Source organism: Gulosibacter molinativorax (genome assembly GCF_003010915.2).
In the GTDB taxonomy this organism is placed as follows: domain Bacteria; phylum Actinomycetota; class Actinomycetes; order Actinomycetales; family Microbacteriaceae; genus Gulosibacter; species Gulosibacter molinativorax.
The window spans coordinates 2,674,772-2,687,067 of the sequence record NZ_CP028426.1; the positions used below are offsets into that span (position 1 = coordinate 2,674,772).

A 12,296-nucleotide genomic window follows, 5' to 3' on the forward strand; every position below is an offset into this window, starting at 1 on the left:
GTCAGTGCGGGTGGATGAACGGGCGGACCTCCTCGATCAGCGCATCCACGTCGACCTCGACGCCGAGCACCTCGGCCCACGCACCCACGTACTCCTCGTAGTAGCGGTGCGCGTGTCCGCCCTTCGACTGGATCGAAGCCGCCATGTCGGCGGCGGTCTGCCAGAAGGTCACCCACGGCCACCAGCGCATGTGCTCGGTGACGTCGTAGCCGCGCGGCTCGGTCATCCACTCCGGCTCCTGCCAGATCAGCGGCACGTTCCACCAGACGATTGGGTCGCTCGGGTGCTGCATGAAGACGAACCGCCGCGGTCCCCAAGGTACGTAGTCGACGCCGTCGTTTGGTTCGCGAAGATCTCCCAGCCGATTCGAGAAACGAACGAGCGAGCCGTCGCCGATATAGGGCCGCACGACGCGGGAACCCTCGCCCCGACGGTCCACGAGCTCCGACCAGATCGGCGTGAACTGCGGGGTACCCGCCCAGATTGCGCCGTCGAGCCGCTCGGTCATGTCCCGGGCGTCGTCGAACACCGACAGACCGCCGAAGGCACCGAGCGATTCGCCGGAAATATATAGCTTCGGGCGCGACGCCTTAGGCATCTTCTCGAGCTCGGCGACAACCTCGCGGTAGAGCGCCTGACCGGTTTTCTGGGGCGAGTCTCGGTCGAGCAGGAGTGCGAAGGCGCTCGGCAGCACGGTGTACTGCAGCGACACCATCGCGCAGTCACCGCGGGTGAGGTACTCCATTGCGGCCATCGACCAGTCGTTGAGCCAACCGGTGCCGGTGCCGATGTAGATGCAGATGTGGCTGCGCTTGAAGCCCCCGGCGCGCTTCAGCTCGCGCACGGCTCGCTTCGCCGCGGCGTCGATCGAGACGCTCGCGCGCAGGCCGACGTACGCGCGGATCGGCTCCATCGCATCCTCGCCCGTGAATCGCGCGATGTCGGCGCCTCGCGGGCCATCGGAGACGACGGCCTTCCCGTGCCGGCCAAGCGTCCCAAAGGGTTCGTAGGATGCGCTGGATCCGGATCGCTCGGGCTGCAACGGTGGGGTGCGACCCGGCAGCGGCTTGAGATTCTTCGCGGTGGCCGAGTCCTCGATGCCCTCCAGGAGGCGCTTCCAAAGCACCGAACGGTTAAAGAAATAGAGCAGGCCGAGGGAGATGATGGTGCCGGAGAAGGGAACGGCGATCGCCGGCACGTAACGCTTCAGCAGCTGCCGGGTGCCCCAGGACTGCAGACGGAACAGCCGCACCCCGAGCAGGACACCCATCGAGGCGAGGGTGCCGGCGCTCAGACCGAGCAGCTGGATTCGTGGGGTCGGCGGCTCTTGATCCACGAGTTCCGCAATTTCCCGCTGCCGGTGCATCGAGGTGATGAGCGAGGCGCCGGTGCCGAGGACGAGTCCGCTCAACAGGAGGATCTGCCAGACTGAAGTGAACTTGGCCAGCTGGTGTCCGAGTCGGATGGGGAGAAACTTCTCCGGGACGAATCGGCGAACCGCGTCGCCGATGCCGATGCGCGCCGAGCGGGCCCCGACGCCAACCCCGTAGCCATACAGCTGGGACAGGCTGACGCTGGCCGCGGTCATCCACCATTTCCGTGGCAGGAAGCTGGGGCTGAGCGCGATCCAAGACGCAATCTGGCCGCCGACGATGCCCCACCAGTTGGGCACGAGGGGGTGGGGGCTGGCGTCGATGCCGCGGGGCGGATCGCCCGCGGGCTGCGGATTCTGGCCCTGTGGGCGGAAGAAGCGGAGTCTTGGATTGGGGGTTCGCTGCTTCCGCCTTTGCTTCCGACTCCGCCCACCAAACATGTTGTCATTATCCAGGCTCGAGTTGACACGATGTGAACGCACGCTGAGTGGCGCTTCATTCCGGTAGCGGAAGATGGGGACAGTGCGACCGCTCGTCCCAGAATTGTTCATGCAAATTCAGGGAATAAGGGGTTGCGCTCAGAGTCCAATCGAAATAAGTTGTACCTACAACCAAACTTTTGAAGGAGTTCACATGACCGCAATTCAAGGCCTCACCGCAGGCACCTGGAACATTGACCCCACCCACACCGAGGTCGGCTTTGTCGTTCGCCACATGGCGATCTCGAAGGTCCGCGGTAAGTTCGAACGGTTCGAGGGTGCGATCGTCGTCGGCGACCAGATCGAGGACAGCTCGGTGAACGCGACCGTCGAGGTCAAGTCGGTGAACACCAACCAGGAGCAGCGCGACGAGCACCTTCGCACGTCGGACTTCTTCCTCGCTGACGAGCACCCGACGATCACCTTCGCATCGAAGTCGGTGCGCGTTGACGGTTCGGACATCTACGTGCTCGGTGACTTCACGATGCGTGGCGTGACGAAGGAGATTGAGCTGCAGGTCGAGTTCGGCGGCGTGACTGTCGACGGTTACGGCAACACCAAGGCCGGTTTCGAGGCCTCGACCACGATCAACCGCAAGGACTTCGGCGTGAACTGGAACGCACCGACTGAGGCCGGTGGCCTCACGCTCGGTGACGACGTCAAGCTCCACATTGACGGTCAGGCGATGCTCGCCGCGTAGTCGCAAGTCGCTCAACTGCGAATATTTCAGGCGCCCCGATCTGCACATGCAGATCGGGGCGTTCGTGTTCGGCTGGCGGCTTGGCCTGCAAGGTTGCTCGGTCGGTTAAGTTGCTCGGTCGGTCAAGCGGAGAGCTGAGATTCGATCTGCGCCGCCGCGCGTCGAAGCGCAGACTCGCTAGCGCGGAGCTTGTCGACCCGCGCGGAGGGTACGAGTGCGGCGAGGCTCCCGATTACCGTGTCGGAGCCATCGCGCACCGCCACCGCGAGTCCGGCGACTCCCGACCGCAGGAGGTCGGACGTGAAGGCAATGCCCTGTTCCTGCGCCTCGGCAATCCGCTCGAGGAGTTCGGGATCCGGATCGCGACCGAGGAGCCTGTCGCGAGCACGCGCATCCGTCGCCGCGAGCACCGCGAGGCCGGATGCGCTCTCGCTCATCCCGCTGCGCGAGCCGACCTCGTGGCGCACGAGCATCCCGGTACCCCGGCCGTGCAGGAGCTCGAGCAGGACAACCATCGCCGAGCCGTCGACGATCTGAAACACCACGGTCTCGCCGAGCTCGCGCATGAGCGCCTCGGCTGCCGGCCGGGCGGCGCGACGTAGCTCGGGGTAGACGGCGCTCGCGAGCCTGCGCATCCTGCCGCTGAGCTGGAAGCGGCTTCCCTCGCGGCGGATGAGGTCACGCGAAAGCAGAGTTTGGAGCAGGCGGCGGACCACCGTCCGATTCATCCCAGTGATCGCCGTGAGTTCGGGCGCGGTCAGTGACCGGCCCTCGAGGGCGAGGAGGAGGTTGAGCGCCTTGTCGGCGGTCTTGGAGATCTCAGACACGCTCGCCTGCCTCAAGCGCGGTCGCGATTGTGCCGGCGGTGGCGAGCAGCGCATCCTCAAAATGCTCGAGTCGTTCGGCGCGCGAGGTCGGCACCACGATGGCGACTGCGCCGCGCAAACCGCTTGTCGTGTCGAGCACCGGCGCGCCGATTCCCGACATTTCGGGGCGGACGTGGCCGCGCGAGCGGGACACTCCGCGCTGTCGAATCGCCTTGAGCTGCAGTGACGTGTCGTCGTGGAGCGTGAGTCCAAGGGTGCCCGCGTCGAGATGGGCGAGCATCGCGAGGCTTGACGCACCTCGCGTGATGGGCTGTCGGAAACCGACTTCATATTCGATCCGCAAGGTCGACTGTGCCGCGTGCGCCCGCGCGACGACGACGGCCTCGTGGTCCTCGGGCACGGTCAGGATCACGGTCTCGCCGATGCTCGCAGCGAGTTGGTCGATAATCGGCTGCCCTACCGTGGCGAGCTCATTAGGAATGTGCCCCGCGAGGCGAACGAGGAGCGGGCTCAGTCGAAAGTTGCCTGCCGGGTCGCGGGTAACGAGCGCTCGACCGTGCAGTGTGTTGAGGATGCGCTGCATGACGCTGCGAGCGACGCCGACGGTGGTGGCGAGGTCGCTCGCAGTCTGTGCGTCCTTCGTCTCCAGCGCAAACAGCACCTGGAGTGCGTAGTCCGCGGTTTGCGAGATCTCCATGGGTGTCCCTACTTGTCACTAGTGTCCCAACGTTGGGTGCAGCGCCCGATTATCGGACTCTCCACTCTAATTCGACTGCGATCCGTACGGGTCTTGCGGCGGAGCCTGAAAGCTTGCAATCATTATGAGCGCTTGCTCAAAAAACCATTGCTTCGCGCACGAGAGTTCGATAGTCTCCAAATATCGGGTTTGAAAGCACGATAAACGGAAATCACAGCAGCGACTCAATGGAGTGTCAAATGAGTGGAAAAGTTGCCCGCCTGGGCCATGTGGGAATCGCGGTCGAAGACATCGACCGCTCAGTGGCGTTTTATACCGAGGTGCTCGGGATGCGCCTCACCGAAATGTTCCGTTACGACGAGAGCACGGTAGGACACGGCTCGGCCGTACTCGCGGGCGCGTTCGTGCGCGGCTGGGAGGACACTATCCATCACCGGCTTTCGATCTTCACGCTCCGGGATGCGAACCCCGAAAAGCCGAGTGCTCGCTCCCTCGGCCTGCACCACATTGCGTTCGAAATGGACTCGAGCGACGACCTGCTCACGCTCTACCGCCGGTTCAAGGAGCGCGAGGTGCCGATCGTCAACGCGCGTATCGGTGGCCCGGGTAATCAGCCGCGGTTCTACGGGCTCGACCCCGACGGGAACCTTCTCGAGTTCTACTACAAGATCGATCACGTCGGTTGGGACGGCATCCCGCGCCCGTACCCGGCGATCCAGGAAATCGAGCTCGAGGACTTCGACTTCGAGGCGTACGACGAACAACGAGAGAAGCAGGCCGAGGCCGAGCGTGCCCGTCGCCTGCAGACCCAGCCGAGCAGCTAGCAAAGGAGCACTCACCCATGACCAAGATCGCCCGATTCCAGCATCTCGGCGACGCGCGACTCGGCGTCGTCAGTGGCGACGATTATATTGACGTCACCAAGGCATACGCCGCGCTGCTCGCCAGCGAGGGGGAGCTGAACGCGGCTGCCATCGCGCAGGGCGAGCTTTCTCCGGACTCGCTCGCGTTCTTCCGCGGTGGTGATCGCACGCTCTCGGCGTTGCAGGATGCGGTCGCGCACGCCGAATCGCTCCCGGACGCGGATGCGCGGGAGGCGGGCATCCGCGTCTCGCAAAGCTCGACTGACACGCTCGTGCCCATTCCGAACCCGCCCAAGATCGTGTGCGTGGCCCGAAACTACGGAAAGCACGCGGAGGAAGCGGGCCTACAGATCTCGGAGATTCCCATCCTGTTCCCGCGCTTCGCGGCGACGCAGATCGCGCATGGTGAGCCAATCGTCGTGCCGAAGGTCTCGCACGAGGTGGATTGGGAGGGCGAACTCGCCGTCGTGATCGGCAAGGGCGGCAGGCACATCACCCGTGAGGATGCGTTCGAGCACGTCGCGGGCTACACGGTGTTCAACGACGTGTCGGTTCGCGACTACCAGTTCCGCGTCACCCAGTACACCGGCGGCAAGAACTTTCACGCATCCGGCCCGGTCGGTCCACACATCGCGCTCGCCGACGAGGGACTCGACCCACACAACCTGCGCATCACAACGGTCATCAACGGTGTAGTGAAGCAGGATGCATCGACGAACGAGTTCATCTTCGACATCCCGGCGCTGATCGAGCACATTTCGGAGTTCATCCAGCTCGAGCCGGGCGACATCATTCCGACCGGGACCCCCGCGGGCGTGGGGTTCAAGCGCAACCCGCCCGAGTACCTCCGCGACGGCGATGTCGTCGAGATCACCGTCGAAGGCATCGGCACGCTCCGCAATCCCGTCATCAACGAACATTCAGAGGAAACATCCGCATGACAACCACCACCGAAACTAGGCTCCCGACTCGGCCCGATGGCGTCACCGACGCGAAGCTGTTTATCGACGGCGAGTGGGTCGAAGCGGTCTCGGGCGAGCGCACCCCGGTGATCGACCCATCCCGCGAGAGCCAGATCTCCTCGATCGCGCTCGCGGGCCCCGAGGACGTCGCCCGCGCCGTCGCAGCGGCTCGGCGCGAGGTGGATGAGGGCGCCTGGTCGCGCGTTTCGGGCGCGGACCGCGGTCGGATGCTCTGGCGCCTCGCCGACCTGATCGAGGAGCACCGCGAGGAGCTCGCGGCCCTCGAGTCGGTCGACATCGGCCGCCCGATTGGCGAGCCATTCTTCGGTGAGATTCCGCTCGCATCCGAGGTCTTCCGCTATTTCGCGGGCTACGCCGACAAGATTCACGGCACGACGTTCGACCTGCCTGATCTCGGCGGCAAGTCGCGGCGCACGTACACGCTCCGCCAACCGCTCGGCGTCGTCGGCGCGATCACCCCGTGGAATGCGCCGACCATGATCACCGCGTGGAAGCTCGCGCCGGCGCTCGCGGCAGGCAACACCATCGTGCTGAAGTCGGCACAGGAGGCGTCGCTCAGCACGGTGCGCCTCGTGCAGCTCATCGAGGAGGCGGGATTCCCAGCGGGCACCGTCAACCTCGTCACGGGGCGCGGCTCGGTCGCCGGCGAGGCACTTGTCACCGCGCCTGGCGTTGACAAGATTTCGTTCACGGGCAGCCCAGAGGTCGGCCGCGGCATCGCCGCGAAAGCCTCGGGGGCGCTCAAGAAGATCGTGCTGGAGCTCGGCGGCAAGTCGCCGCAGATTATTCGGGCGGATGCGGATCTCGACGAGATCATCTCGACCGTCGGCACGGGAGTCTTTGCGAACCAGGGCCAGACCTGCGCATCCGGCAGCCGCATCTTCGTGCAGCGGGATGTGCTCGACGCGCTCGTCGATCGGCTCGCGGCCCACGCCGACTCGATTCGAGTGGGTGACCCCTTCGACGAGGCGACGCAGATGGGCACGCTCATCAACGAGCGCCAGCTCAAGAGCGTCTCGGCGCTCGTCGAGCAGGGGCGCGAGTATGGCGTCGACGTCGTTACCGGCGGCGAGCGACTCGGCGACCGCGGCTACTTCTTCAAGCCGACGGTTCTCGTTTCGGACAACGACAGCCCCGTCGCGCGCCAGGAGATCTTCGGCCCGGTCGGCACCGTCATCCCGTTCGACACCGACGAGGAGGCGCTGCGCCTCGCAAACGACACCGAGTACGGCCTCACGAGCGTGCTCTGGACCAACGACAGCAGTGCGATCAACCGCTTTACCAAGGGCCTGAAGGCAGGGTCGGTCTGGGTCAACGCGTGGGGCCCGCCCCACCCGGCGACGCCGTGGCTCGGGGTGAAGACCTCGGGCATCGGTGAGGAGCTCGGCACCTCCGGCCTCCTCGCGGAGACGGTGGAGAAGGTCGTCAATGTCGTCGGCTAGCCCGAACCTCAAGCAGATTCTGTCGGAGGTGTGGAATGCGATGGAGCGGGATCGATACCAGTCGATCCTCTCCGAGCACTTCACCGAAGATTACGTCAGCCACGGCGGCAGCGGCACGGTCGATCTCGAGGGATTCATCGGCCTCCTCCGGGAGTTTCAGGAGGGCTTTCCCGACCTTGAAACCGGGATGCTTGATCTCATCGAAGAGGGCGATCGCGTCGCCTATCGGTGGGTCACGGAAGGCACCCACCTCGGGACCTTCCTTGGCGCGCTGCCAACCGGGCGGCGCATCCGGGCCGAGGGCATCATCATCACGCGGTTCGAGGGCGACAAGATCGCGGAGGACTGGTCGTCCTGGAACGAAGTGACCGTGCTGCATGATCTCGGCATCCTGCCGATCGATCGCGGCTGAAGGAAAGAACGACATGACTCAGGATGAGACTGGGCTGCTGCGTAGATTTCGGACAGCGTTTTGATGGATTTTCTTACGCTGCTAGTGCCAGCTGTCGGTAACTGTAATGGACATCGTTGGGGTACTGGTAACCCAACGCGGAGTGGCGACGGCGACTGTTGTAGAACCCCTCGATGTAGTTGATCACATCACGTCGCGCCTGCTGTTTCGTCGCGTACACGGTGCGGTACACGCGCTCGTTCTTCAACGCCGAAAAGAACGATTCCGCCATGGCGTTGTCCCAACACACGCCAGTTCGTCCCATCGAAGACCGCATCCCCAGCCGGGCCACCAGCGCCCGATAGTCCGCGGAGGTATAAACACTTCCGCGGTCCGAATGAAAAATCGCGCCTGGCTCAATCTGGGTGGTCGCTACCGCATTCCGGAGCGCGTCCTCGACCAACTCGGTACGCATGTGATCAGCGATCGACCAGCCCACAACTTTCTTCGAATAGCAGTCAATCACGGTCGCCAAATAGATGAACCCCTGCCACGAGGGAATGTAAGTAATATCGCCCACGAATTTGCGGCCAGGCCGGTCAGCGGTGAACGCCCGCTGCACGAGGTCTGGCATGCCCTCGGCGGCCTCTCGATCCGCCAGCGTCGTCGTTCGGAACGGGCGCGGTTGACAGGCCACCAGGCCCTCGTCACGCATGATCTGTCGCACCAGCTCTGGCGAGCACTCCGTCCCCTCCGCGGTCAGATCAGCGTGAATCCGCCGGTACCCGTAGGTCTGGTCCGATGCGTCGAAGAAGTACCGGATCCGGGAGGTCAGCGCCGCCCTGCGGGTCGCGGTCGCCGATAACGGGCGGCCGCGCCAGTGATAGAACCCGGAACGAGAAACTGCCAGCCACACGCACATCCGCGCGATCGATGGCGCGCCTGGCTCGCGGGCATAGGAGTCAATAAACTCATACTTCGCCACTATCGTGGCTCCCTCGCGAAGTACGCTGCTGCTTTTTTTAGGAACGCGGCCTCGGTGCGCAGTTCCCGGTTCTCGCGTTCGAGTTCTCGTAACCGGGCTCGTTCATCGAGAGTCAAATCGCCCTCCGGTTCTCCGGTGGCGTGCTCGGCCCGGTACTTCTTGAGCCAGCCGCGGAGGGTTTCGGCGCCGACACCGTATTCCTCGGCTACCGTCTTGACGGCCTTCGAGGTGGTGATCACCTCGCGGCATAACTCGTCCTTGAATTCCTGACTGAATCGTCGTCGTGTTGCAGACATTCTGCGGATTCCTCATTTCAGTGTTCCCCCGAAATGCTACGGGGCTCACTGTCCGAAATCTCCACAGCACTCCAGACTCCGAAGGTAGCGAACCCCGAGGTAGCGAACCCCACGGTAGCGGGCCCCACGGTAGCTGGCCCAGGAGCAGCGGTCGAGGAACCCACCCTCGGCCAGCGGCTGCGCGCTGTCCACAAGCGCTACCCGACCGGCGTCACGATCGTGACGGTGCTGGGGTCGGACGGTCAACCGCGCGGGCTCGCGGTGAACGCGTTCGCGTCGATCTCGTACGATCCACCGCTCATCATGGTCGCGATCAACGCCACCTCGTCCACGTACCCGTGGCTGTTCAGCGCCGACCATCTCGCGATTAACGTCATCGCGGAGGATCAGATGCCGATCGTGCGGGCGTTCGCGAAGAAGGGCGGCGACAAGTTCGCGGGGCTCGACTGGCAAGAGGGGGTAACCGGCAGCCCGATCCTGGCGGGCGTGACCGGCCACTTCGAGCTTGCGATCAAATACAAGATGCCCGCGTACACGCACACGATCTTCATCGGTGAGGTCGTCGCGGCCGAGGCGGGGGAGACGCCCGCGCTCATCTATCGCGGGGCGGAGTTCTTCTTGGGCAGCGACCTGACGCCCGTGGAAGAGTGAGACGGCCCGCGCATCCTGACCTGCGCATCCTGACCTACGCATCCTGACCCGCCGCATCCTCACCGGTGCACCCCGGCCACCGCGCCAGACCCGAGAGGTCCCGTAAGATTCGCAAGAATCCTGCGGGACCTCTCGCGCTTCCCATAGAATCAGCGGGTTGCCGAAATCGTATACGACGGCGTGATTCGAGGAGTGGCCTATGTCTGATGCCAAAGAAGCCCCGCGGGGTTTGTCGCTGACGCTGCGCTACCTCACTTTCCTCGTCGGCCTCTTCGTGATGTCGATCGGCATTGCGCTCTCGGTGTACGCGCTGATCGGGACCACTCCGATCAGCGCGATTCCGCTCGTGATGAGTTACGCGACGCCCCTGAGCCTCGGCTTTTATACCGTCGCGATCAACGTCGTGCTGTTTTTCGTGCAGATCCTCATCTTGCGGCGAAAGTTCGAGCTCATCCAGATCTTGCAGATCCCGGCCGCGTTCGCGTTCGGTGCGCTGTGTGACCTCTCGGTGTGGCTGCTTCGCGGCCTGGATGGTGTGGCCGAGGGCAACTATCTGATTCAAGTCGCGCTCTCAGTCGCGGGATCGGTCGTGCTCGGCGTCGGGGTTTGGCTGCAGGTCACGCCGCGGGTGCTCACCCTCGCTGGCGACGGCACCGCGGTAGCGATTGCACGCGTCACGAAGCGGCCGTTCAGCTCGGTCAAGATCCTGTTTGATTCGTCGCTCGTGGTCATCGCGGTCATCCTGTCGCTCATCTTCTTCATGGAACTTCGCGGTGTCCGCGAGGGCACGATCCTCGCCGCGTGGCTCGTCGGCTACGTCGTGCGCCTGCTGCACCGCTTCGTGACGTGGCCCGCGATCCTCTCGCGGCCGGGCGTTCAGGACAGCTAGGTCATGGCGGCGCGCATGCGGAAAGAAGGGGCCGCCGTCGTCGGCTCCGGCCCCAACGGCCTCGCGGCCGCGGTCACCCTCGCTCGCGCCGGCATCCCCGTCACGGTTTTCGAGGCCGCCGAGACCATTGGCGGGGGCACACGCACCGGTGAGGTCGTGATGCCCGGGGTCGTGCACGACATCTGCTCCGCGATCCATCCGATGGCGCTCGCCTCCGAGTTCTTCCAGCGTTTTGAGCTGACCAAGCGCGTCGAGTTCGTCGTCCCCGAGGCCTCGTACGCGCATCCACTCGATGGGGGACCCGCCGCCGTCGCCTACCGCGACCTGGATCGCACGATCGGGGAACTCGGCCGCGACGGCGAGGCGTATCGCCGCCTGTTCGCGCCGATGCTCGCGCGACTCGAGGGCGTGCTCGACTTCGGGCTCGGCGGCAGCATGCTGCGGTGGCCGAAGTCGTTACCCGCGGCAATCGCGATGGGGCTGCGCACCCTCGAGCAGGGTTCGCCGCTGTGGAACGCCCGGTTTCGCGAGGATGCGGCGCCCGCGTTGATTTCCGGGGTCGCGGCGCACAGTATCGGCACGATGCCGGCGCTGTCGACGGCCGCGGTCGGGCTCGTGCTCTCGGTCACGGGGCACGCGGGCGGATGGCCGGTGCCAGTTGGCGGGTCGCAGGCGATTTCGCGGGCGCTCGCGGATGACCTCCTCGCGCACGGCGGGCGGATCGAGACGGGCACGCGCATCCGCGATATCGGCGAGCTCGATAGCTTCAGCGTCAAGGTGTTCGATACCTCTGCGCGCGATCTCGGTCGCATTGCCGCGCGCGAGCTGCCCGATGCGTACCTTCGAGAGCTGCGAAGGTTCCGACCCGGCAACTCGGCGGCAAAAGTCGATCTCGTGCTGGACGGCCCGATTCCGTGGGCGGATGCGCGCATCGCCCAGACCCCGACGGTTCACCTTGGCGGTACGCGGTCCGAGATCGCTTTCGCCGAGGGCGAGGTGAACCGCGGCCGGCATCCCGATCGTCCCTACGTCTTGCTCGCGCAGCCGACCGAGTTTGATCCGGCGCGGAACCCGGCGGGGCTCAACGCGGTCTGGAGCTACACGCACGTGCCGAATGGCTCGACATTTGACGTATCCGAACGCGTGATCGCGCAGATCGAGCGTTTCGCACCCGGCGTGAGGGACCGCATCCTGGACTGCCGAGTGACGACCGCGGCTGAACTGGGGGAGTACAACCCGAATTACTTCGGCGGCGACATCAGCGCGGGCGGCGTGCAGCTGCGGCAGCTGATCGCGCGGCCGTCGCTGTCTGCGCATCCCTGGCAGACTCCGGGCCGAGGGATCTATCTCGCGTCCTCTTCGACGCCTCCCGGACCGGGGGTACACGGACTCGCCGGATGGCACGCGGCACGACTGGTTCTGTCGAAAGAATTTAGCAAATCGTTACCTGACCTTTCGGTGTCCCCAGAATGAGTCACAACCGGTGTTGAGCTGCGGAGTTGGCACAAACGATTGACTGGTTTGTCGCAAACAAGAAACACAACGGGATTCTGGCTGGGATCCAAAAGTTTACCAACTCCCAAAATTGGGGCAATTTCCGCCGCGGCCGCTGGTTAGAGGTCTCGATCTCATAAAGACTTTGTCTCGGACGCGTCACTTATCAGGGGTTTTTTACTTAATTGTCAGGAAGCAGTGAGGGAGAGATCCCGTACCTGCTTCC

Annotated in this window: 12 protein-coding genes; 8 read left to right on the plus strand and 4 right to left on the minus strand. The window is 64.6% G+C overall.

Features of this window, described 5'->3' with window-relative positions:
- Window position 1 precedes the first annotated feature (1 nt).
- Window positions 2–1,672 carry an alpha/beta-hydrolase family protein gene (locus tag GMOLON4_RS12305; protein ID WP_169516546.1) on the minus strand — a complete coding sequence of 557 codons (1,671 nt, stop codon included), beginning with the start codon at window positions 1,670–1,672 and terminating at the stop codon, window positions 2–4.
- A 334-nt stretch (window positions 1,673–2,006) separates the two neighbouring features.
- Between GMOLON4_RS12305 and GMOLON4_RS12310 the strand changes: the two genes are divergently transcribed.
- Entirely contained in the window at window positions 2,007–2,552 is a 546-nt protein-coding gene (locus GMOLON4_RS12310) for a YceI family protein (RefSeq protein ID WP_026937792.1), read from the plus strand.
- Window positions 2,553–2,674: 122 nt separating this feature from the next.
- Here GMOLON4_RS12310 and GMOLON4_RS12315 read toward each other — a convergent pair whose 3' ends face one another.
- Both GMOLON4_RS12315 and GMOLON4_RS12320 read right to left on the minus strand, forming a co-directional pair.
- Entirely contained in the window at window positions 2,675–3,379 is a 705-nt protein-coding gene (locus GMOLON4_RS12315; protein ID WP_051267379.1) for an IclR family transcriptional regulator, read from the minus strand.
- Window positions 3,372–4,076 carry an IclR family transcriptional regulator gene (locus GMOLON4_RS12320; protein ID WP_035733782.1) on the minus strand — a complete coding sequence of 235 codons (705 nt, stop codon included), beginning with the start codon at window positions 4,074–4,076 and terminating at the stop codon, window positions 3,372–3,374. Before GMOLON4_RS12320 ends, GMOLON4_RS12315 begins: the two co-directional genes overlap by 8 nt.
- A 239-nt stretch (window positions 4,077–4,315) precedes the next feature.
- Here GMOLON4_RS12320 and GMOLON4_RS12325 point away from each other — a divergent pair, with 239 nt between their 5' ends.
- The 4 genes from GMOLON4_RS12325 to GMOLON4_RS12340 are packed head-to-tail and all read left to right on the plus strand — an operon-like array spanning window position 4,316 to window position 7,776.
- Window positions 4,316–4,900 (plus strand): VOC family protein, encoded by a 585-nt coding sequence (locus GMOLON4_RS12325; RefSeq protein ID WP_026937790.1) that lies wholly within the window; start codon window positions 4,316–4,318, stop codon window positions 4,898–4,900.
- 17 nt (window positions 4,901–4,917) lie between these two features.
- The gene (locus GMOLON4_RS12330; protein WP_035733778.1) at window positions 4,918–5,880 is read left to right on the plus strand and encodes a fumarylacetoacetate hydrolase family protein; all 963 of its coding nucleotides are present in this window, start codon (window positions 4,918–4,920) and stop codon (window positions 5,878–5,880) included.
- Window positions 5,877–7,364, plus strand: a complete 1,488-nt coding sequence (locus GMOLON4_RS12335) for an aldehyde dehydrogenase family protein (RefSeq protein ID WP_026937788.1) — start codon at window positions 5,877–5,879, stop codon at window positions 7,362–7,364. The genes GMOLON4_RS12330 and GMOLON4_RS12335 overlap by 4 nt, the downstream gene beginning before the upstream one ends.
- The gene (locus GMOLON4_RS12340) at window positions 7,351–7,776 is read left to right on the plus strand and encodes an ester cyclase (RefSeq protein ID WP_051267377.1); all 426 of its coding nucleotides are present in this window, start codon (window positions 7,351–7,353) and stop codon (window positions 7,774–7,776) included. The genes GMOLON4_RS12335 and GMOLON4_RS12340 overlap by 14 nt, the downstream gene beginning before the upstream one ends.
- A 73-nt stretch (window positions 7,777–7,849) precedes the next feature.
- Here the strand turns inward: GMOLON4_RS12340 and GMOLON4_RS12345 are convergent.
- Window positions 7,850–9,036 (minus strand): IS3 family transposase gene (locus tag GMOLON4_RS12345; protein WP_265415360.1). Its coding sequence is split into 2 segments (ribosomal slippage): window positions 7,850–8,766 and window positions 8,766–9,036, totalling 1,188 coding nucleotides; the frame shifts between segments, so codons are not numbered across the junction.
- Window positions 9,037–9,069: 33 nt separating this feature from the next.
- Here GMOLON4_RS12345 and GMOLON4_RS12350 point away from each other — a divergent pair.
- From GMOLON4_RS12350 to GMOLON4_RS12360, 3 genes are all read left to right on the plus strand, one after another.
- On the plus strand, window positions 9,070–9,687 hold the full coding sequence (locus GMOLON4_RS12350; RefSeq protein ID WP_051266596.1) for a flavin reductase family protein: 618 nt from the start codon (window positions 9,070–9,072) through the stop codon (window positions 9,685–9,687).
- 199 nt (window positions 9,688–9,886) lie between these two features.
- A complete protein-coding gene (locus GMOLON4_RS12355) occupies window positions 9,887–10,576 on the plus strand; it encodes a YczE/YyaS/YitT family protein (RefSeq protein WP_051266598.1) in 690 nt (229 codons plus the stop codon).
- A gap of 15 nt (window positions 10,577–10,591) precedes the next feature.
- Window positions 10,592–12,049, plus strand: a complete 1,458-nt coding sequence (locus tag GMOLON4_RS12360) for a phytoene desaturase family protein (RefSeq protein WP_026936508.1) — start codon at window positions 10,592–10,594, stop codon at window positions 12,047–12,049.
- The last annotated feature ends 247 nt before the right edge of the window (window positions 12,050–12,296 follow it).